Consider the following 21,201-nt stretch of genomic DNA (forward strand, 5'->3'; position numbering starts at 1 on the left):
AATCTTGCCCATAATATGACTTACGGGCAAGAGTATATGTGTGTTAACCCACGATGTTTACAATCTTACCAGGCACAACAATCACCTTTTTTGGTGTGCGGCCATCAAGATACATTTGTGTTTTTTCGTGTGCCATTACGGTTTTTTCTATCTCATCCTTACTCATATCTAATGGTAGCTCAAGGGTGAATTTCATTTTACCATTAAAAGAGATAGGATAGTTTTTTGCACTTTCTACAAGGTGCTTTTCTTCAAAAACCGGGAAGCCAGCTTCAGAAATACTTTCGGTGTGACCCAGTTTACTCCATAGCTCCTCTGCAATGTGTGGTGCATAAGGGGCAATAAGTATCGCAAGTGGCTCAAGCACTTCGCGCGAAGTACACTTTTGTACACTTAGCTCATTTGCTGCAATCATAAAGGTAGATACAGAGGTGTTAAAAGAGAAATTCTCAATATCCTCTTGTACTTTTTTTATGGTCTTGTGTAGTGTTTTTAAGCTGTCTTTGCTTGCTGGGGTGTCTGTAACGTTAATAGCAGCCTCTGGGCCATTGTGGTATAACTTCCAGAATTTTTTTAAGAAGTTATGTACACCCGTAATACCTGCCGTGTTCCAAGGTTTTGCTTGCTCAAGCGGGCCTAAAAACATCTCGTACATACGTAAGGTGTCAGCCCCATATTGCTCACAAATCTTATCTGGATTTACGACGTTGTACTTAGACTTAGACATTTTTTCAACCTCGCGGCCTACTTTGTAAACTCCATCTTCAAGGATAAACTCTGCATCTTTAAATTCTGGCCTCCATTTTTTAAAAGCTTCTACATCTAGCTCGTCAGAGGCGTTTACAAATGCTACTGGAGCGTGTATAGGTTGTACCTGCTTGTCTTTACTTAATCCTAGTGACAAGAATGTATTGCTATTCTCCTCTCTGTAAACAAAAGCACTCGTCCCCAAGATCATCCCTTGGTTAATCATCTTTTGGAAAGGCTCATCTACAGATACGTGTCCTCTGTCTTTTAAGAATTTTACCCAAAAACGAGAGTATAATAAGTGACCGGTACCGTGCTCAGACCCTCCTATGTATAAATCTACATTACCCCAGTAGTCCATCGCTTCTTTTGAGGCAAAGACAGCATCACGCTGTGCTTTTTCCATATACCTAAAGAAGTACCAGCTACTACCTGCCCAGCCTGGCATTGTGTTTAATTCTAATGGGTAAATCCCATTATCCTCCGAGTTCTCGACTGCGCTCGAACCTATAAGGTCGTTTGAAACAACTTTGTTAGTCTTAGTATCCCACGCCCATACATCTGCACGGCCTAGTGGTGGTTCTCCATCTTCTGTAGGGAGGTATTTTTCTATTTCTGGAAGCGTCAGTGGTAAATGTGCTATATCAATCATTTGAGGCATCCCGTCTTTGTAATATACTGGGAAAGGTTCTCCCCAATAACGCTGGCGGCTAAAAACTGCGTCACGTAATCTGTAATTTGTTTTACCAGAACCTGCACCTATTTTTTCTAACTCATAGATAGCAAGTTTTACTGCTTTCTTATACTTTAATCCGTTTAAGAAATCAGAATTTGCAATAACGGTAGCTGCCTTATCTGCAAAGGCTTCTTCAGAAATATCTACCCCTTCAAAAACATTAGGGATAGCAATTCCAAAATGCTTTGCAAAGTCATAATCACGCTGGTCACCACAAGGTACTGCCATTACCGCACCTGTACCATAACCCGCAAGTACATAGTCACCTATCCAGATAGGTATAGGCTCTTTTGTAAATGGGTGCTCTGCATAGGCTCCTGTAAATGCTCCCGTGATTGTTTTTACATCTGCCATACGCTCACGCTCAGAACGCTTTGCGGTAGAGGCGATGTATGCATCTACTTCTTCTTTTTGCTCTGGAGTAGTAATCTCTTGTACAAGGTCTAGCTCAGGAGCAAGTGTCATAAAGCTTACACCAAAAATAGTGTCAGGGCGTGTGGTAAATACTTCTATTTTTTTGTCGTGATCTTTTAAGTTAAAAGAAACCGTAGCTCCTACAGATTTACCTATCCAGTTGCGTTGTGTTTCTTTTATAGACTCACTCCAGTCTAAGCTGTCAAGCCCTTGTAGCAAGCGCTCTGCATAGGCAGAGATGCGCATAGACCACTGGGTCATTTTTTTGCGCACTACGGTGTGTCCTCCTCGTTCTGAAACGCCGTTTACAATCTCATCATTTGCCAGTACAGTACCTAGTGCTGGACACCAGTTTACTTCTGTTTCGGCGAGGTAGGTGAGGCGGTATTGTAGGAGTATGGCTTGTTTTTCGTTTTCAGAAAAGTCGTTCCATTGTGCTGCGGTAAATGGCTCAATGTTATCATCACAAGCAGCCTTTATATTTCCATTTCCTTCTTTCGCGAAAGCGGAAACTAGAGTTTCTATACCTTCTGCTTTATTTGTGTCGTTATTGTACCAGGAGTTAAATAGCTCTGTAAAAATCCATTGTGTCCATTTATAATACTCAGGATTTGAGGTGCGTACCTCGCGACTCCAGTCAAAAGAGAATCCTATTTTATCAAGCTGGTTACGATACCCGGCAATCTCATTACCTTGGTTATCTACACCGCCTTCTATATTAACCTTTGTGGTTACGGCAGGGTGTTGTCCTGTCTGTATTGCATATTGCTCTGCTGGAAGTCCAAAAGAGTCATATCCCTGCGGGTGCAATACATTAAAACCTTTAAGACGTTTGTAACGCGCATACACATCACTGGCAATATACCCTAGCGGGTGCCCCACGTGCAGTCCTGCTCCAGATGGATAAGGAAACATATCTAGCACATAATATTTAGGCTTGTCACTGCTGTTTGAGGCGTTAAAGGTGCCCTTATCTGCCCAGTATTTTTGCCATTTGGCCTCTATCTCGTTAAAGTGATATTTCATTGTAAGTGTATTATATATGCGCTTTCGCGAAAGCGTACTCATCCCTATTTAAGGGGGCAAATTTACAATTAATTATGTGGATTAATAAGTGCTTGCTGTGAGAGTTGCTACAACACCTTTGACTAATCAATAAATAGACTTTATAAACCGTACACGCAGGTAAAACCTTCAAACTCCATAAGATAAATTGCATAGGTTGAAGATGCTCCATTATAGACCACTCTTGCTGTAGTTTGTGAGGCGTCCATCTCAAAGTCTTGCACATCTATATGCTTTAAGAAACTCAACCCCTCTTGATTATATAGTTTATATAGCGATTCTTTTGCTCCCCAAACATAGGTGAGTTTACGTATGCGAGCCTCAGAGCTGGTGAGGGTGTAATACTCCTCAATAGGTGTAAACTTATGAGCGATGCGTAAAATCTTATCCCGCTGCTTCTCGATATCAATTCCTACTGGGTTATCACTTATAATAATAGCGGTAAATGTGTAGCTATGTGTTATAGAAATGTGCTTGCCATCGTGCAGGTGAGGCTTGCCAGATGGAGAGTAGTATAGGTCAAAATCGGTATAACCCGCCTCTGCAAGTAGGTGGCGTATGCTCATAAAGCCACGCTGGTGCAGGTCAGACTTCATACTGTCAAGTCTTTTTTGGCAATGCGGTGTAAGGATATGGGTTTGTCCTTCGCCTAAGGGTAGGGTAGATTTAAGCGTTTCTAGACTTTCCTCAATCTTCCAGATATATACTTTTGTAGTAGGGGAAACTGTTATCGTTTTGTAAAGAGGCATTAGAGTGTCTAAGTTATTGCGTAAATTTGCACCGCCTTAACGGGTCTATGAATTTAAGATAAAGATAAGAAAATGAGCAATAAGACAGTACCGTACGTACCGTACAAAGTAAAAGATATTTCCCTTGCAGCTTGGGGACGTAAAGAGATAGAACTAGCAGAGGCAGAGATGCCTGGGCTTATGTCTTTACGTGAGGAGTACAAGGACGAGCAACCACTTAAAGGATCTCGTATTGCTGGATGTTTACATATGACTATCCAGACTGCAGTACTTATAGAAACATTAAAAGCGCTAGGAGCAGAGGTAACTTGGTCTTCTTGTAACATCTTCTCTACTCAAGATCAAGCAGCTGCAGCAATCGCAGAGGCTGGTATCCCAGTATATGCTTGGAAAGGAATGAACGAAGAAGAATTTGACTGGTGTATCGAGCAAACACTTTTCTTTGGAGAAGATCGCAAGCCGCTTAATATGATTCTTGATGATGGAGGAGACCTTACAAATATGGTACTTGACCGTTACCCAGAACTAGCAGGAGATATCAAAGGTCTTTCTGAAGAAACTACAACGGGTGTACACCGTCTTTACGAGCGTGTAAAGAATGGAACGTTACCTATGCCAGCTATAAACGTAAACGATTCTGTAACTAAGTCTAAATTTGATAACAAATACGGATGTCGTGAGAGTGCGGTAGATGCTATACGTCGTGCAACAGATACTATGCTTGCTGGAAAGCGTGTAGTAGTATGTGGATACGGAGATGTAGGTAAAGGAACTGCAGCTTCTTTTAAAGGAGCTGGATCTATCGTTACAGTAACAGAAATTGATCCAATTTGTGCGCTTCAAGCAGCAATGGACGGCTTTGAAGTTAAGAAACTAAAAAACGTAGTAGGTAATGCAGATATCGTTATCACAACTACAGGAAACAAAGACATTATACGAGGTGAGCACTTTGAGGCAATGCGTGATAAAGTAATCGTTTGTAACATAGGTCACTTTGATAATGAAATCGATATGGCTTGGTTAAACGGTAACCACGGAGCTACAAAGGATGAAATCAAACCTCAAGTAGATAAGTATACGATAGATGGTAAAGATATTATCGTGCTTGCAGAAGGTCGTCTTGTAAACTTAGGTTGTGCAACTGGTCACCCTAGTTTTGTAATGAGTAACTCATTTACAAACCAGACACTAGCACAAATCGAGCTTTGGAACAATAGCGAGAAGTACAATAACGAAGTTTATATGCTACCTAAGCACCTAGATGAAAAAGTAGCAGCATTGCACTTATCAAGACTAGGAGCAGAGCTAGAAACACTTTCTAAAGATCAAGCAGATTACATCGGTGTGACAGTAGAAGGGCCATTTAAGCCTGAGTACTACAGATACTAAGAGCGAGTCGTATAGACAGAACAATTTTTTCGCTTTCGCGAAAATATTACAAAGAAAAACCCACGTTTATAGCGTGGGTTTTTTATTGCCGTAGATTTATTTGAAACTGATTACTTTTGCTGCTCACTCAAAAAACAACTAATGAATTTAAGATTTCTAAAGATTGCAGTACTATTAATAACATTTGGCTTGATAGCAAGCTGCGGTGATGATGATGGCCCAGCCGAGGCACCTAGTGTAAAATTTAGAGCCTCTGTAGGGGGAGCGGCATTTCGCACAGATATGCCTACAGCAGTTTTAAGTAATGACGGTAGACGCTTTGTAGTAACTGCCACAAACGATACAGGAAGCGAGAAGCTTACACTTACAATAGGCTCTTCAAATCCAGATGCACCACTAGTGATGGAACAATCATACAACACGGCAGACGAGATATTGCCAGCTTCTATACAGTTTGAAACAGGAGGCGTGACTTATAGAACAAATCTAGAAACTGTAGGCTCAATAAACCTTAACAGCCTTGATCTAGATCTGAATTTTGTTTTTGGGTCTTTTTCTGGAGAGCTAAAAAATACAGCAATCTCAGATGAGTTTCTGTCTGTTACCAGTGGTAGTATGACAGGTATAGAAATCACTGTAGAGTAAAAACAGCTAATTCTTTTAAAGTTTAAAGCCCTTATGTTTTTTAAAAGCATAAGGGCTTTACTGTTTTTTATGGTGTAGCTACTGCTTTACTAGTGTAAGTGCTGCCTTTTCACCCTTTTTAAGACTTGTTCTTGTAGTTATGAGACTGGCTCCGTCTTTTACTTCAACCTTTACCGTGTTAGGTGATGAGGTTCCCTCATTTACAGCCTCCACCCGTACGACTGCGGTTTTATTTGTAATTGTTACGGGTATATTCTTTTTCTCACGAGTGATAGCGTAGTTTTCTAGTATAAGCTTGTCATCTACGTATAGATTAATACGGTCATCATCTACTTTTCCAGAGTCGTAAATCGAAATTGTTAACTCCTTACTCTTTGCAAATATGTTGAGGTTTTCATCTTTTCTTACTACACTCATAGTAAGTGTGTCTACAGATCGCTTTGCAGAAATTTTATCCTTTACTTCTTGACTTACTTTTTTAGACTTTTGTATTCTTTCGTCTAGTTTTGCAATACGCTCTTGTACTCTTTCTGATGCGGCCATTATAAGCATCCCGTCTAGGCAAGCTGTTTTATCTGGGTACAGGCCTTTAAAATCACCGCTAAATGCTTTGTTTTTCTCTAGGTTGCGCATTCTAGTAGAAAAATTAACTAGACACATATCAATTTCTCCTAGCGGAGATTTTGTATAGATGATATCATACTCGGCAAAAGAAAATTCTTTTTTATCACTATCATAAGTACCTTTTATATTAGACTTGGTCTCGTGCTTACCACCTAGGTCAGACATAGAGTACCCTTGAATCTTTCCATCTAATTCTTCAAAGACTAGTTTATAAGATATAAAGGCAGAGTCATTAAGCTTAATAACTCCTGTGTACTCATAATCATCTAGTTGACTAAAAACTGTAAAACTAGAAAACGATAAAATAAAAAGTAGTGTAGCTTTTAAGGTCATATAATTATTTTGAGTACATTTATTAATAGATAACCAATTCACATCCAAATTATGAGACTCAAAATTACATTATTATTTGCGTTTGTACTGCTTTCAGTTACAAATACATATGCTGGATTTCCAGTACAGAGAACAGCTGTTGCAGCTGTAGAAGGTGTGACTCTTGCAGAAGATGACACAACAGAGGTGCTTACATCTCCTGCTGCTGTAGAGGCAGACCGCCAACTTATAGCTATACTTCTATGGTTATTTTTAGGAGGTTTTGCAGGACACAGATGGTACCTAGGAAGCCCTATAGGGTGGAACATTTTATTTATTCTTACAGCAGGTTTCTTTGTGGTAGGATGGGTAATAGATGGTATTGAGATACTATCTGGCACATACCCAGGGCTATAATTTATAGTTTCTTTTTTATAAAAAGTAAAGCCTCTCCATATGGAGAGGCTTTTTTTATGAAGTATATATAAGCTCTAGCTTATATTTTTATCTGTCTGTCTATTTGCTGGTCTAGGGAGATAAAGGTTTCTGTGCGGGAAACCCCGTCTATAGCTTGTATCTTTTTGTTAAGTAAGTTCATAAGATCCTCATTGTTTTTACAAAGAATCTTGATCAAAACAGACCAGTTACCTGTAGTGTAGTGACACTCTATTACCTCTGGGATATCCTTAAGTTGTCTTACGGCTCTTGCATTATTTGCTGCACGCTCTAGATAAACACCTATAAAAGCCTGGGTGCGATAGCCCAGTACTTTTGGGTCTATAATAAATTTTGAACCGGCAATGAGACCAGATTTTTCTAGCTTACGTAAACGCTGGTGTATGGCAGCACCAGAGATACCCACTTTACGAGCAATCTCAAGTATAGGTTTACGAGCATCTTCCATAAGCTGGCGCAAGATAATTTTATCTATACCGTCTATAACCAGTTCGTCTTTAACTATTTTCATCGCTTGTGATTGTAAATCGAAAGAGAAAGATACGTAATAACTTGTAATGTGTAATTGAGTTGCGTGTATTTTGTGACGCTTTCGCGAAAGCGTAAAACTATCCCCCTACATTATCTGGGTTATAGCCTAGGTAGTCTACCTCGTACTCTTTAAAGGTGATTCCGTATTCTTCTAGCTCTTTAAGAATAGGCTCATAAACCTCACGATTAATAGGTAACTGAACGCCCGGTGTGGTAATCTCACCATTGAGTATGCGTAGTGTGGCCATTGCCACTGGGAGTCCTACGGTTCTTGCCATTGCAGTTTCTACTTGATCTTCTCCTATGTTTACCATAGTCGCATCTATTTGCTTGCGAGTGCCATTGAGCTCGTAGCCAAATTTATGATACATTACAATCATATCCTTATCTTCTGGAGCGAGTGTCCACTTGTCTTCTAGTATGCGTTGTAGTGCTTGTGCTGGAGTTGCATTTGTAAGCCCTAATTTTTTTGAAGGGTTAAAGATGTCAAGTTCAAGTAATTTATCCCACAGCAGGTCATCTTGATCAATTTTAAGATAGTGACGTAGCTTGAGCTCTACAGAGTCTGTAGGTGAGTAGGGCAGGAAGAGATTTGTAAAATCGCGATAACTCATTGTCTCTGTATTTTGAAGCTGGTAGCTATCATCTGTCATACCTAGCATTACAAAAAGATTCCAAGCTCTAGAAAAGCCCACCCTGCGTATGGTGCCTCGGTAAAGCGTAGGGATATCATCAAGGCCATAAATAGAGCGATACTTGAGTGAGTTGCGGTTTGCATATCCTTCAAATCTTCCGTGGCCTTCTATTTCTAAAAATTCTGTACGTCTAAAGAGTCTTTGGTAAGGAATGTATTTGTAGGTGCCTTCTTGTATAAACTCTGCCGCACCACCTTGACCGGCAAGTACCACATTGCGAGGATTCCAGGTGAATTTATAGTTCCAGAGGTTGGTATCACTCTCTGGCGCAACAAGTCCACCAGTAAAAGATTCAAAAAGTATCACTTTACCGCCTTTGTCTCGTATGCGATCTAGCACCTGCATAGCACTCATATGGTCTATACCTGGGTCGAGCCCTATCTCATTCATAAACACAAGCCCTTTCTCTTTAACAGCTGTATCTAGCCCTTCCATTTCTTTTGAAATATAAGATGCGGTCACTATAGACTTGTTAAAAGTCACGCAGTCTTTTGCCACCTCTATGTGAAAACGTGCGGGCAGCATTGAGATAACGATGGTTGCTTCTTGTATGGCTTGCTCTCGTTGTGTTTTATCAAAAACATCTAGTGAGATAGCTGTCCCGTTATCGTGCTTATTTATAAGCTTTTGAGCATTTTCAAGAGAGATATCACCTACGGTTATGTGCAAATCTTCTGCTGCAGATTTATTGAGTAGGTAGTTTACGAGTTGGCTAGTAGATTTACCGGCTCCTATGACTAGAATCTTTCGCATTGGTGGTGTATTTTGTAGTTTTGTGTTTGATTTCTGCAGGTTTAAATGTACACTTTTGTAAAGCATATAATAGTAAGATTATGGATAAAAAGTTACGTATAGCGGGTGCGATATTTGGGTTAACGGCTGTAGTTATTGGCGCCTTTGGGGCTCACGGGCTAGAAAAAGTTCTTGATACATATGCACTTTCTACATTTGAGACAGGTGTAAAATACCAGATGTATCACGCCTTGTTGCTATTACTCATATCTGTTTTCGCTTTAAGCGAAAAGTCAAAGAGGATACTTCTCATACTTACGGTTATAGGTATACTATTCTTTTCTGGCTCTATTTATGGGCTTGCTACTAATGATTTGACCAGTTTTGACATCACAAAAATTGCGCTTATCACCCCTCTAGGAGGTACTTTGCTCATTGTGAGCTGGGTAATACTCCTAGTGCAATTCATAAAATCTAAATAAAACAGCGAAAACGTTATAGTACCTAGATTAGACTTCTTACTTTTGTGTCATAAAACAACACAAAACTCATTGGTATGGTCGCAGATAGCTTAGCATCGAAGACACTCTCATTAGAAAAAATTGGCATAAAAAATGCCAAAATCAACTACCAACTTTCTCCCGAAAAACTACATCAAATTGCTGTAGAAAATGATATGGGTAAAACCGCATCATCTGGCGCTCTCGCTGTAAACACAGGTAAGTTTACAGGTAGATCTCCTATGGATCGTTTTATCGTAAGGGATGCAAAAACAGAAGATAAAGTCTGGTGGGGAGATATAAACCTCCCCTTTGGAGAAGAGGCGTTTGCAAAACTTAAAACAAAGGTTGCAAACTACCTCTCAGAAAAAGAAATCTACGTGCGTGACAGTTATGCGTGTGCAGATAAAGATTACAAACTCAACATACGCGTTGTAAACGAGTACCCTTGGTCTAATATGTTTGCATATAATATGTTTCTTAGACCTACAGAAGAGGAGCTTAAAGGATTTGACCCAGAGTGGACTATCTTAAACGCACCGGGCTTTCTAGCAGATCCAGCTGTAGATGGTACACGCCAGAGCAACTTTGCTATATTATCTTTTACAGAAAAAACCATTATTATAGGAGGTACAGGTTATACAGGTGAGATTAAAAAAGGAATCTTCTCTGCACTTAACTTTATACTTCCTGTAGAAAAAGAGACATTACCTATGCACTGTAGTGCAAACGTGGGTGATAACGGTGAGACCGCTATCTTTTTTGGACTTTCTGGAACAGGTAAAACCACACTCTCTGCAGACCCTGAGCGCAAGCTTATAGGTGATGATGAGCACGGATGGACTAAAGAAAACATCATCTTTAACTTTGAGGGTGGCTGTTATGCAAAAGTGATTAACCTCTCTGCCGAAAATGAACCAGATATCTACAATGCTATAAAGCCAGGAGCCATACTAGAGAATGTCATACTAGATGAGCAGGGTAATGTAGCTTTTGAAGATACATCTATCACACAAAACACACGTGTAAGTTACCCTATAGATCACATTGAGAATATACAGGTACCATCACTAGGTAAAAACCCAAAAAACATTTTCTTCCTTACGGCAGATGCCTTTGGAGTACTGCCTCCTATCTCTAAGCTTACACCAGGTCAAGCCGCATACCACTTTATAAGTGGGTATACTGCAAAGGTTGCTGGTACTGAGGCAGGAGTAAATGAGCCTGTACCCTCATTTTCGGCGTGTTTTGGAGCGCCATTTATGCCGCTTCACCCTACAAAATATGCAGAGATGCTTAGTAAGAAAATGACAGAGGCGGGAGTAAATGTATGGCTTATCAACACAGGATGGACCGGCGGACCTTACGGAGTAGGGTCACGTATGAAGTTAAAGTACACGCGTGCAATGATTAAAGCTGCGATGGAAGGGAAGTTACCACAAGAAACCACGCACGATGACTATCACATACACTCAGTTTTTGGACTAGCGCAACCACGTACGTGTCCAGGAGTACCTACAGAAGTATTGAGCCCACGCGCAACGTGGAATAATGATAAAGGTTACTATGAAACGGCAAACAAGCTTGCAAGATCTTTTAAAGAAAACTTCAAGCAGTTTGAAGCATATGCAAGTGAAGAGATTATGAATGGACAGCCACCATTAGGCTAGATTAAAGACAGTTTAGTTGGTGAAAGGCGGTTTACTTCGGTAGACCGCTTTTCTTTTTTTTACGCTTTCGCGAAAGCGTGAACCTTACATAGTAAAAGTTGCTTTAAAAATGTTAGTTGGTATAATTGAGGTCAAAGCGACCGCCTGTAATGTTAATCTCATTACCATCATTGTCTAAGACGGTAAACTCAAAAGTTCCAGAGATGATCGAGTCATCAAAACGGGTAATTGTCAATACGCCAGGATTATCATCAGAAGGACTGCCTTCGATAACTGCTGATGCAGTATATTCAGCGAAATAATTTCCTGATGCGAAATCTAAGAGATTATACGAAGAACCTTCAATTATGATTTCTGGCACATCAACACAGCCCACTATAATCTGTTGGGATTCACTACCCCCTCCGGTTACACCAGAAATACTTAGTGTATAGGCCCCATCTACAAATTGATAAAAAGCATTGGGTCTATTAGCACCTATGCTTGGAGGTACCCAAGGTTCCCCATTTATAAGGCATCCCATAGTCTGCGCCCCCGTCTGGGTGGCAGCGGGGAGCTCATCTAGTGGGTCTGTAGGGCCGTCATCACCATTGTCATCATTATTACAGTTAACTAAGAATAATGATGCTAGTAGTAAAAAAAAGAATGTTCTTTTCATATGTATGTGTGTTTTAAAAATGTTAGTTGGTATAATTAAGGTCAAAGCGACCGTCTGTAATGGTAATCTCATTACCATCATTGTCTAAGACCGTAAAGGCAAAAGTTCCAGAGATGATGGATTCATCAAAACGGGTAATTGTAAGTAGACCTGGGTTACTATTTTGTGAGTTGACAGCTATCAATTCATCAGGGAATGAGGTAAGTTCGCCGCAATAGTTAGGTAAAGCACAGCTTATTAATTCATAAGAGCTATTTTCATCAATAATTTGTGGATTATCAATTGTTCCAATAAGAATGGACTGGAATGAATCACCCCCTCCTGACGATGCAGAAATAGAAAGTGTATAAGCCCCATCTACAAATTGATAGAAAGCATTTGGAGCACTATTTCCAAAATTAGAAGGGATAAATGGCTCTCCATTTATAAGGCATCCTAGCGTCTGTGCTCCTGTTTGTGTTGCAGCGGGGAGCTCATCTAGCGGGTCTGTAGGGCCGTCATCGCCATTGTCATCATTATTGCAGTTAATTAAGAACAGTGATGCTAGTAGTAAAAGAAAGAATGTTCTTTTCATAGGTATGTTTTTATAATTTATGTCTCTTAAGCTCATTGTAGAGAGGGAGTGTAACGCCTTTTAAAGACGCTACTGTATTTATAGTGATAATTTTCTTTAGAACTCTTTCAATTCTTTCTAAACTATTTATTATCCTGCTAAAATATCTTAAGGTTTTCTTAATGAGGCTGTTTCTTAATGTTTAGATAACATTGTGAGGAGATTTTAATAAAGTGTTTCTCCCTTATAAATAGCGTAGCGACTCACTATTGAGAATGTAAATGTGGGGTAATACGCTTTCGCGAAAGCGTGAACCTACATAGTAAAGGTTGTTTTTACAGCGCTTATGCTTTTCTTCTGGCGCTATTACCTATATAAACACCTACAAGAATGATAAGGGTGGCAATAAACTGAAGCATTGTAAAGGCCTCGCCATCTAGCAGTCCCCACATTACAGATATAATAGGCATCAAGTAGGTAACAGAAGATGCAAAGACGGGATTGCTCATTTGCACAAGTTTGTTAAACATCACTTTTGCTAGTGCAGTGCCAAATATAGAGAGAATCACGATGTACCCTATAGACTGCTGTAGCGTAGCGTCTGTAGTAACGGGTAAATCAAAAAAACCAGAAATAGCGAGTATAATTGCCGCGGGTATAATGAGAAAGACAAAGTTACCAGCCGCAATAGCGATGGCAGGCACTTCTTGCAAATGTCTTTTTATAATATTTACATTAAGTGCATAAAAGGAGGCTGCTATAATGACCAATGAGGCATACCAATAATTTTGACCTTCATTAATTTGAGCGCCTATATAAATAAGAGCCCCAGCACCCACAAGCCCTAAAAGTACACCTATAAACTGCCGTTGTATAAATTGTGCTCCAAAGAGTAGTATCCCAAAAATAAATGCCAGTAAGGGTACGCTAGAGTTTAAAATACCTACCACAGCACTATCTATCTCTGTCTCTGCAAAGGCAAATAAAAATACGGGCAGCCCTGTGCCTAGTATACCGGTAATACCTATCCACTTCCAGTCTTGTTTTTTTATCTTTTTGAGACTTTTCCACCCAAAGAGCAATAACACCGTTGCCGAAAATAAAATACGTAATGCTCCTAGTTGCAATGGGTCTAGACCTACAAGCCCTTTTTTAATAAGGATAAAAGAACTACCCCAGATAATGGATAATACAAAGAGATATATCCATTTTAAAGACTTGTTTGGCATTGCTTTGATTTAAGAATGCAAAGGTCGGCGTTTTTAAGGTAAAAATCTAAAAGGTTTGTGAGGTAAAGTAGGGCGATATTATTTACGCCATTCTATACTTTCCATAAGGTGGCGTATGTCGTTTTTGAGATATATCGCAGCGGGATATATACTATCATAATTAGGCCTTGCATTAAAGTATATAGACCCCGTAAGAAAGTGATTTGTACTATCCGTAATATAAAATTGAGATTGTGAGGCTGCATCTCCTTTTATGTCATAAAACATCCCGTAGGCGTTTTGGGTCTCGTTTACATACTTTTCTTCTATAATATTATCTGCTTTACGCACGTGCTCATAGGTGAGCTTTTGGGCATCATTGAGCAGTGCATTAATATTATTATCAACCTTGCGGTAGGTTAAAAAGATGCTGCCGTTTATGGTTGGGTAATCTATTACTGCAGAACAGTCATCTTTGTAGCGTACAATCCCTAGTTTGTTGAGGTCAAAGTTATAATCACAGTCGCTTGCAGTAGCCTTGTAACTAGGCGCAGGGTATGATAAACTAAGCTGGCTTTTAGGCTTAGGCAAGGTGTCGCCTCCACAAGAAATAAGTGATATGCTTAAAGCGATTAAGATGAGTATGGCTGCTGTGTTTTTCAAGATGTAATGGTAAATTTAATTTGCTTGATGCGCTTTTTATCTAGAGCCTCCACAGTAAACGCATAGGTGTCATACTTTATTACCTCATTTTTACGAGGAAACGCTCCAGAGACCTCTAGTACAAAACCAGCAATGGTTTCGGCTTCACCTTTCTTGTTTTCAAAGATAGTGGTGTCTTCTAGTTTTATGATGCGATAAAAATCCTTGAGCGATGTCTTCCCATCAAAGATCCAGTTATAATCATCAAGTTTAGAATAGATAATATTTTCATCATCAAACTCGTCCGAGATGTCTCCCACGATTTCTTCTATAATATCTTCTAGAGAGATAAGCCCGCTAGTACCACCATACTCATCTACTACGATGGCTAGGTGGTTTTTCTTTTCTTTAAACTCTGCGAGTAAGTCATCTAGCTTTTTATTTTCTGGCACAAAGTAAGGCTCGCGTATAAGTTTTGTCCAGTCAAAGTCTTTTTTAGTAAGATGTGGTAGTAAATCTTTTACATAGAGAATACCTACTATAGTATCTACACTCTCAGAAAACACGGGGATGCGGGAGAAACCATTTTCTGTAATTTCTTTAAGTACTTTTTGATAATCATCATCTTTATTAAGGGCAAAGACATCCATACGTGGTCGCATTACCTGTTTTGTATCTGTATTACCAAAAGATACAATGCCTTTTAAAATCTTTTGTTCTTCTGTGGTGGTATCTTCTTCACTAGTAAGCTCTAGTGCCTGCGATAACTGATCTACATTAAAACTAGATTTTTGTTCGCCTAGCTTATTTTGAATCCACAATGTGGCAAGGCGCATAGGACTGCTCAGGGGTGTAAATAGCATATCTAAAAAACGCAGCGGGTATGCCATAAGTGCTGCAAATTTCTTGTTGTTTCTGTTTGCATACACCTTAGGTAAAATCTCACCAAAAAGTAATATCAAAAACGTGATAAGGACCACTTCCAGTAAGAAGCGCACAGGGATGGTAAGAATCTCTGCTGTAATATTTGCAAATATGACTTCACCTAGGCTGGCAAATAGGAGGACAATAGCAATATTTATAGCATTGTTTGCTACAAGTATGGTTGCTAGTAGTTTTTTTGGTTTGGTGAGTAATTTTTTTACCACCATCATCTTGCGGTCTGCAACGAGCTCTTCGGTTTCTAGTAAGTCACTAGGTGATAGAGAAAAAAAAGCTACTTCTGCACCGCTTATAAGCGCAGAGCACGTAAGCAGTATAACAAGTGCCACAAGACTCAAAATACTTGAGGTGTCAAGGGCGAGTAAAAGTATAAGTAAGGGTTCGGGATCGGGATCCAAAGGTTATAAAATTTAAATTAACTTAAAATGGCAAATCATCTACATCACTGGTGTCTGTAGTAGGTTGCGCAGGTTGAGAAGGTTGATTTGTATTATAAGGTTGCGCTTTAGGCTGTGCTGGTTGAGCAGCTTGTCTAGGTTGCTGGGCTTGCTGCCCTTGCCCTTGACTCTCGCCTTTAGGTGTTAAGAAGGTAAACTCTTGACACTGTATCTCTGTAGAGTAGCGGTCCATACCTTTATCATCTGTCCACTTGCGAGTTTTAAGGCGACCTTCTACATATACTTTGTCACCTTTTTTCAGATATTTCTCACAAATTTCGGCAGCTTTATTACGCACAACAATGTTGTGCCACTCCGTATTACTTACGCGCTCTCCCGTGGTACGGTTTACATACTCCTCGTTAGTCGCTAGAGGAAATCTTCCTATACAATTACCTCCTTCAAAGTAATTCATCTTTACATCATCTCCGGTGTGACCTATAAGGATCACTTTATTGATAGTTCCTGCCATAGTATCAAATGTAATAAATATTGCGATGCAAGGCTGTTATGCTTTCGCGAAAGTTTACCAAAACACACTTGTATTACATAAAGGAGATAGCGTTCTAATCCCCTTAACTAACAGTGATATCTCACAATAAGACATAAAAAATCCCTAAAAGAACCACCTTTTAGGGATTAAACTAAGCATACTAATTTTTACACAAAATAAACTAGTCTTGTTTATCCGATAACCACCTCTTTGGTGTAACTCTTGTCACCGTCTTTTACTTTTACATAATACGTACCCTTGAAAGCTTTAGTAAAGTTAAAAGCCTTGTGTACGGTTTTTGTCTCTTCAATAGTTTCTGTAAAAACAATACGTCCCATTGCGTCACGTACTACTACGTTTATAGGGCTTTGGTCAAGGTTAAGTAGGTTAAGATACACGACCTCTCCGTCTGTTTTTAAAACTAAGCTCTCTGCAGATGTCTTAGGAGGATTGTTTAATCCTGTAGCATTAACTTGAATGCTTGTTACTAAAATCGCAAAGGCTGCTAGTAATTTGATTGCATTTTTCATAATATTTCAATTTAAAAGATTGATTTCTAATTTTTTACACTGCAAACATACGGTCGATTATAAGTTTCTACTACACGCATATTTTCAAATATATGTGTGTAATTAACACAGTAATGTGTTAATAAATCATAAAATGTTAATTTAGCACATAATTGAGGTAAATCTCTAGTGATGTAAGGATATAAACCTATTTAATTTTGCCTCGTAAAGCAGCTCTACTATGATTTTGCAAAAACCTACTTTTGAGTCTATTTCTCCAGATTTTGGAACCTCGTTTGCATACCAGAAGTTTGATGAGCGCACTACAAACGTTAATAATGTCTGGCATTATCATCCCGAGATAGAGCTCGTTTTTGTAAACGGGGGTACAGGGAGAAGGCAGGTAGGGAGTAACGTGTCTTATTATACCTGGGGAACACTTATAATAGTAGGTAGTAATTTACCTCACTGTGGTTTTACAAATGAGGATACAGGTAACAGCTGTGAGACCGTCATACATATGAAACCCGATTTTTTAGGAGCAGACTTCTTTAATATCCCAGAGATGGCCAGTATTAAAAGACTACTACACGTAGCAAATCGTGGGATTGTATTTTCTGGCGAGACAAAGGCTAGAGTAGGAGCGATGATGGAAGCAATGGAGCATCAAACAGATTTTGAACGCCTCGTATCACAACTCAACATACTTAATGACCTCGCGCATACAGAAGAGTACAGAATTCTTAATGCAGATGGCTTCTCCTTACTGTCTGATGTAAAAGATAATGACCGTATTAACCTAGTCTTTAATTATGTAAAAACCCACTTTAAAGAAGAGATACCACTAAAAGATATGGCAGATCTTACTAACCTTACCATCCCGAGTTTTTGCCGTTTCTTTAAAAAGATTACAAATAAAACCTTTACCCAGTTTGTAAATGAGTATCGCCTCGTACACGCGTCAAAATTACTAGCAGAGCAGCCCCTTAGTATTACAGAGGTATGTTTTGCCAGTGGGTTTAATAATTTCTCTCACTTTAATAAAAAATTTAAGGCCTTTGTTGGTCAAAATCCTTCAGAGTATAGAAAAGAGCTTAGAACCGTACTAGAGTAACTTCTCTATAAAATTCCCTATCAGCACTGGTACGGGTAGTTCGGTAATCCTATTTACAGGTGTGGCATTATCAGTAATTTCATCTACCGTTACTATCCAGAATGTGGTGTGTAGATGCTGGTGTGATAGTTTGTGTATAATAGGGGTGTCATTATATCTATAAATATCATTTATAACCAGATCTTGTAGTAAGGGGTGATTTTTTACGCTTTCGCGAAAGCGGTCTCCTTCTCCCTCTTGCAGCGCCGCGAGTTCTTCTATAACGGGAAACTCATACAGTCCTTGCCAGATGCCTTTGCCTGTGCGTTGCTTTATGATAGTTTGCTCTTGCTTATCTTTAATATATAGGTAGTGGAAATATTTGTGCTTTACCTTTGTCTTCTTAAGCTTCACAGGAAGCTCAGACACTTTATTTTGTTGTAATGCTACACAGCTAGCATTATAGATACAGTGCAAGCAGTAGGGGTTTTGAGGTTTGCATTGTATTGCCCCAAACTCCATTATAGCCTGGTTAAAATCTGCAGGGCGGTTTTCATCTATAAGCTCCTGCGCCAGTGCTTTAAACTCTTTTATGCCGGCTGTGCTATTTATAGGTGTGTCTATCCCGTATACTCTAGATAGCACTCTATATACATTACCATCTACTACAGCAGTAGGCTCATTAAAGCATATGCTTGCAATGGCACTGGCGGTATAATCTCCCACACCTTTAAGTTTTTTAATCTCCTCATAGGTGTTAGGAAAAACACCGTCCATCTCTTCTACAATCATTTTTGCACTTGCGTGTAGGTTACGACCACGAGAATAGTAGCCTAGACCTTGCCATAATTTAAGAACTTCTTCTTCTGTAGCTTGAGCAAGATCTTGCACTGTAGGAAAGGCCTCTGTAAAGGCAATATAATACGGTAATCCTTGCGCTACGCGCGTTTGCTGAAGAATAATTTCTGAGAGCCAGATGTGGTAAGGATGGGTGGTATTGCGCCAAGGCATATCGCGCTTGTGTTCTAAATACCAAGTAATGAGTTTGTTAGAAAAAGACAATATAAAATAGGGTTTTATACAAAGCTAGATGTTATGTGTCTATTTTTTAAAAGATTATGTTTGATTCTTTGATATTTTAATTCCTATATTTGCAATCTTGAATTTTAACCCCCTAATATATTTGACATTATGACTAAAGCTGATATCGTAGCGAAAGTTTCTGAGAAACTGGGTATCGAAAAGAATGACGTACAAGCGACTATTGAATCTTTTATGGAGGAAGTAAAAACTTCATTAGAAGGAGGAGATAACGTGTACTTAAGAGGATTCGGTAGCTTTATAATCAAAACTAGAGCCGAGAAGACTGGTAGAAATATTTCAAAAAATACAACTATCAAGATTCCAGCACATAATATTCCAGCGTTCAAGCCTGCTAAAGTATTTGTAGAAGGTGTAAAAACGAACGTTAGTGTAGACTAATAAGTAATATTTTAAACTATCATTTTTATGCCAAGCGGTAAAAAAAGAAAAAGACACAAGGTAGCGACTCACAAACGTAAGAAAAGACGTAGAGCAAATCGCCACAAAAAGAAAAAGTAGTCTTAAGACTACTTTTTCTTTTATTACACCTCTAGGGTGCAATAACGCGTTCTTTGACATCGCAATAACAGCACTATCTTTTACCTAAGATACGTCATTATTGCAACGATATTTATTACACACAGTATGTAAACACATACACTATACACCTGTGATAAATTAAAAGTATCAACCATCCCGATTTATATTGGGATAAAAATTACTACAACGTGAATAAAGAATTGATCATAAGATCTAGTTCCTCCGTAGTTGATTTTGCCTTACTAAAAGATGGAAAACTTATAGAGCTTCATAAAGATGAAGATGAAAATAAGTTTAACGTAGGTGATATTTATATCGCAAACGTGAGAAAGGCCGTATCTGGTCTCAATGCTGCATTTGTAAATGTAGGTTATGAGAAAGATGCATTTTTGCATTACCACGATCTGGGCCCAAAACTGCCTACCTTACTTAAGTACATCAAAAGTATAAGCACAGGTAAATTAAAAGACTATTCCTTACAAAACTTCACCTTTGAAAAAGACATAGATAAAAATGGCAAAATAGCCGATGTTCTTAAGTCTAAACAAAGTGTACTTGTACAGATCGCAAAAGAACCTATCTCGACTAAGGGACCTCGCATAAGTAGCGAGTTGTCTATAGCTGGTCGTTATATTGTTCTCGTGCCATTTTCAGACCGCATCTCTATCTCACAAAAGATAGAAAGCAAAGAAGAAAAAGCACGTCTTAAAAGACTGGTAACAAGTATCAGACCCAAAGGGTTTGGCGTGATTGTGCGCACTGTTGCACAAGGTGTAAAAGTTGCAGAACTAGATAAGGACCTGCAAAATCTAGTGGACAAATGGACCACTATGAGCAAAAAAATTAAAGGTGCTCACCACCCTAGTAAAATACTAGGTGAGATGAACAGAGCGTCATCTATCCTGCGGGATATTTTTAATGACAGCTTTACGAGCATCACTGTTGATGATGAAACACTTTATTATCAAATTAAAGAATACCTAAACGAGATTGCTCCTCACAAAGAGAGCATTGTAAAATTATACAATAGCCAAGTGCCTATTTTTGAAAAATTTGGAATCGAAAGACAAATTAAAACCTCTTTTGGACAAACAGTATCAATGAGCCGTGGTGCTTATCTCGTGATCGAACACACAGAAGCCCTACACGTCGTAGACGTAAACAGTGGTAACAGATCAAATAAAGCCAAGAGTCAAGAAGACACTGCACTCGAGGTAAATATGATTGCTGCCTCAGAAGTAGCAAGACAGCTTAGCCTCCGTGATATGGGAGGTATCATTGTAGTCGATTTTATCGATATGGCAAAGGCTGAAAATCGTCGCAAATTATTCAATCACCTCAAAGATGAGATGAAAGAAGATCGCGCAAAACACAAAATATTACCTCCTAGTAAATTTGGACTCATCCAGATCACTAGGCAGCGAGTACGTCCAGAAATGAACATTAAGACCCGTGAGAAAAACCCGAACGGCGGAACTAATGAGATAGAAGCACCTATTGTAATAGTAGAGAAGCTTCAAGGACAACTCAACCGTATTTTAAAATCTGGTGCAAAAAAGGTGACGCTACACGCGCATCCATTTGTTGCAGCCTATTTAACAAAAGGCTTTCCTTCTATACGTTCTAAATGGTTTTTAGAACATAAAAAGTGGGTAAAGGTAATGCCACGAGATGCATACACGTATCTCGAGTATAACTTTACAGACGCTTCTGGCAAGGATATCAAGATTGTAAACTAGTAAAAACCCCATTCTCAATAGAGGATGGGGTTTTTTTAT

21 protein-coding genes are annotated in these 21,201 nt (G+C 39.1%); 8 read left to right on the plus strand and 13 right to left on the minus strand.

Going from position 1 to position 21,201, the window contains the following annotated elements:
- Nucleotides 1–43: 43 nt before the first annotated feature.
- Both leuS and I597_RS04105 read right to left on the minus strand, forming a co-directional pair.
- Complete coding sequence (gene leuS, locus I597_RS04100) at nucleotides 44–2,923, minus strand: leucine--tRNA ligase (protein WP_035326676.1); 2,880 nt, start codon at nucleotides 2,921–2,923, stop codon at nucleotides 44–46.
- Nucleotides 2,924–3,063: 140 nt separating this feature from the next.
- Nucleotides 3,064–3,711, minus strand: coding sequence for a 4'-phosphopantetheinyl transferase family protein (locus tag I597_RS04105; protein WP_035326678.1), 648 nt, complete (start codon nucleotides 3,709–3,711; stop codon nucleotides 3,064–3,066).
- A gap of 72 nt (nucleotides 3,712–3,783) precedes the next feature.
- Here I597_RS04105 and ahcY point away from each other — a divergent pair, with 72 nt between their 5' ends.
- Together ahcY and I597_RS04115 are read left to right on the plus strand one after the other, a co-directional pair.
- Nucleotides 3,784–5,100: an adenosylhomocysteinase gene (ahcY, locus tag I597_RS04110; protein ID WP_035326680.1), complete on the plus strand. Its 1,317-nt coding sequence runs from the start codon at nucleotides 3,784–3,786 to the stop codon at nucleotides 5,098–5,100.
- 141 nt (nucleotides 5,101–5,241) lie between these two features.
- On the plus strand, nucleotides 5,242–5,745 hold the full coding sequence (locus tag I597_RS04115; protein ID WP_035326681.1) for a DUF6252 domain-containing protein: 504 nt from the start codon (nucleotides 5,242–5,244) through the stop codon (nucleotides 5,743–5,745).
- A gap of 78 nt (nucleotides 5,746–5,823) precedes the next feature.
- On the opposite strand, the gene I597_RS04120 is transcribed toward I597_RS04115, so the two are convergent.
- Complete coding sequence (locus tag I597_RS04120; protein WP_035326682.1) at nucleotides 5,824–6,702, minus strand: hypothetical protein; 879 nt, start codon at nucleotides 6,700–6,702, stop codon at nucleotides 5,824–5,826.
- Between the two features lie 51 nt (nucleotides 6,703–6,753).
- On the opposite strand from I597_RS04120, the gene I597_RS04125 reads away from it, so the two are divergent.
- Complete coding sequence (locus tag I597_RS04125; protein ID WP_035326692.1) at nucleotides 6,754–7,098, plus strand: TM2 domain-containing protein; 345 nt, start codon at nucleotides 6,754–6,756, stop codon at nucleotides 7,096–7,098.
- Nucleotides 7,099–7,177: 79 nt separating this feature from the next.
- On the opposite strand, the gene I597_RS04130 is transcribed toward I597_RS04125, so the two are convergent.
- On the minus strand, nucleotides 7,178–7,648 hold the full coding sequence (locus I597_RS04130; protein WP_035326699.1) for an Lrp/AsnC ligand binding domain-containing protein: 471 nt from the start codon (nucleotides 7,646–7,648) through the stop codon (nucleotides 7,178–7,180).
- 97 nt (nucleotides 7,649–7,745) lie between these two features.
- Nucleotides 7,746–9,116, minus strand: coding sequence for a saccharopine dehydrogenase family protein (locus I597_RS04135; protein WP_035328958.1), 1,371 nt, complete (start codon nucleotides 9,114–9,116; stop codon nucleotides 7,746–7,748).
- Between the two features lie 80 nt (nucleotides 9,117–9,196).
- On the opposite strand from I597_RS04135, the gene I597_RS04140 reads away from it, so the two are divergent.
- Entirely contained in the window at nucleotides 9,197–9,577 is a 381-nt protein-coding gene (locus I597_RS04140) for a DUF423 domain-containing protein (RefSeq protein WP_035326702.1), read from the plus strand.
- A 74-nt stretch (nucleotides 9,578–9,651) separates the two neighbouring features.
- Entirely contained in the window at nucleotides 9,652–11,265 is a 1,614-nt protein-coding gene (gene pckA, locus I597_RS04145; RefSeq protein ID WP_035326704.1) for a phosphoenolpyruvate carboxykinase (ATP), read from the plus strand.
- A 112-nt stretch (nucleotides 11,266–11,377) separates the two neighbouring features.
- On the opposite strand, the gene I597_RS04150 is transcribed toward pckA, so the two are convergent.
- The 7 genes from I597_RS04150 to I597_RS04180 form a co-directional block, all read right to left on the minus strand.
- The gene (locus I597_RS04150) at nucleotides 11,378–11,923 is read right to left on the minus strand and encodes a Riean_0653 family protein (RefSeq protein ID WP_035326706.1); all 546 of its coding nucleotides are present in this window, start codon (nucleotides 11,921–11,923) and stop codon (nucleotides 11,378–11,380) included.
- Nucleotides 11,924–11,945: 22 nt separating this feature from the next.
- Nucleotides 11,946–12,497: a Riean_0653 family protein gene (locus I597_RS04155; protein WP_035326709.1), complete on the minus strand. Its 552-nt coding sequence runs from the start codon at nucleotides 12,495–12,497 to the stop codon at nucleotides 11,946–11,948.
- Nucleotides 12,498–12,820: 323 nt separating this feature from the next.
- The gene (locus tag I597_RS04160) at nucleotides 12,821–13,705 is read right to left on the minus strand and encodes a DMT family transporter (RefSeq protein ID WP_035326711.1); all 885 of its coding nucleotides are present in this window, start codon (nucleotides 13,703–13,705) and stop codon (nucleotides 12,821–12,823) included.
- Between the two features lie 78 nt (nucleotides 13,706–13,783).
- On the minus strand, nucleotides 13,784–14,347 hold the full coding sequence (gldD, locus tag I597_RS04165; protein WP_035326713.1) for a gliding motility lipoprotein GldD: 564 nt from the start codon (nucleotides 14,345–14,347) through the stop codon (nucleotides 13,784–13,786).
- Nucleotides 14,344–15,666 carry a gliding motility-associated protein GldE gene (gene gldE, locus I597_RS04170; RefSeq protein WP_035326715.1) on the minus strand — a complete coding sequence of 441 codons (1,323 nt, stop codon included), beginning with the start codon at nucleotides 15,664–15,666 and terminating at the stop codon, nucleotides 14,344–14,346. Before gldE ends, gldD begins: the two co-directional genes overlap by 4 nt.
- A 22-nt stretch (nucleotides 15,667–15,688) precedes the next feature.
- The gene (locus I597_RS04175) at nucleotides 15,689–16,177 is read right to left on the minus strand and encodes a single-stranded DNA-binding protein (protein WP_035326717.1); all 489 of its coding nucleotides are present in this window, start codon (nucleotides 16,175–16,177) and stop codon (nucleotides 15,689–15,691) included.
- A gap of 212 nt (nucleotides 16,178–16,389) precedes the next feature.
- Entirely contained in the window at nucleotides 16,390–16,728 is a 339-nt protein-coding gene (locus I597_RS04180) for a T9SS type A sorting domain-containing protein (protein WP_052084217.1), read from the minus strand.
- A 220-nt stretch (nucleotides 16,729–16,948) separates the two neighbouring features.
- Here I597_RS04180 and I597_RS04185 point away from each other — a divergent pair, with 220 nt between their 5' ends.
- Entirely contained in the window at nucleotides 16,949–17,821 is an 873-nt protein-coding gene (locus I597_RS04185; RefSeq protein ID WP_035326719.1) for an AraC family transcriptional regulator, read from the plus strand.
- Here the strand turns inward: I597_RS04185 and mutY are convergent.
- Complete coding sequence (mutY, locus tag I597_RS04190) at nucleotides 17,813–18,862, minus strand: A/G-specific adenine glycosylase (RefSeq protein WP_035326721.1); 1,050 nt, start codon at nucleotides 18,860–18,862, stop codon at nucleotides 17,813–17,815. The two genes, I597_RS04185 and mutY, sit on opposite strands and share 9 nt — an antisense overlap.
- Nucleotides 18,863–18,991: 129 nt before the next feature.
- Here mutY and I597_RS04195 point away from each other — a divergent pair, with 129 nt between their 5' ends.
- Nucleotides 18,992–19,282: an HU family DNA-binding protein gene (locus I597_RS04195; protein ID WP_013750876.1), complete on the plus strand. Its 291-nt coding sequence runs from the start codon at nucleotides 18,992–18,994 to the stop codon at nucleotides 19,280–19,282.
- A 329-nt stretch (nucleotides 19,283–19,611) separates the two neighbouring features.
- Complete coding sequence (locus I597_RS04200; protein ID WP_035326724.1) at nucleotides 19,612–21,162, plus strand: Rne/Rng family ribonuclease; 1,551 nt, start codon at nucleotides 19,612–19,614, stop codon at nucleotides 21,160–21,162.
- The last annotated feature ends 39 nt before the right edge of the window (nucleotides 21,163–21,201 follow it).

It is taken from the genome of Dokdonia donghaensis DSW-1 (assembly GCF_001653755.1).
Lineage (GTDB): Bacteria > Bacteroidota > Bacteroidia > Flavobacteriales > Flavobacteriaceae > Dokdonia > Dokdonia donghaensis.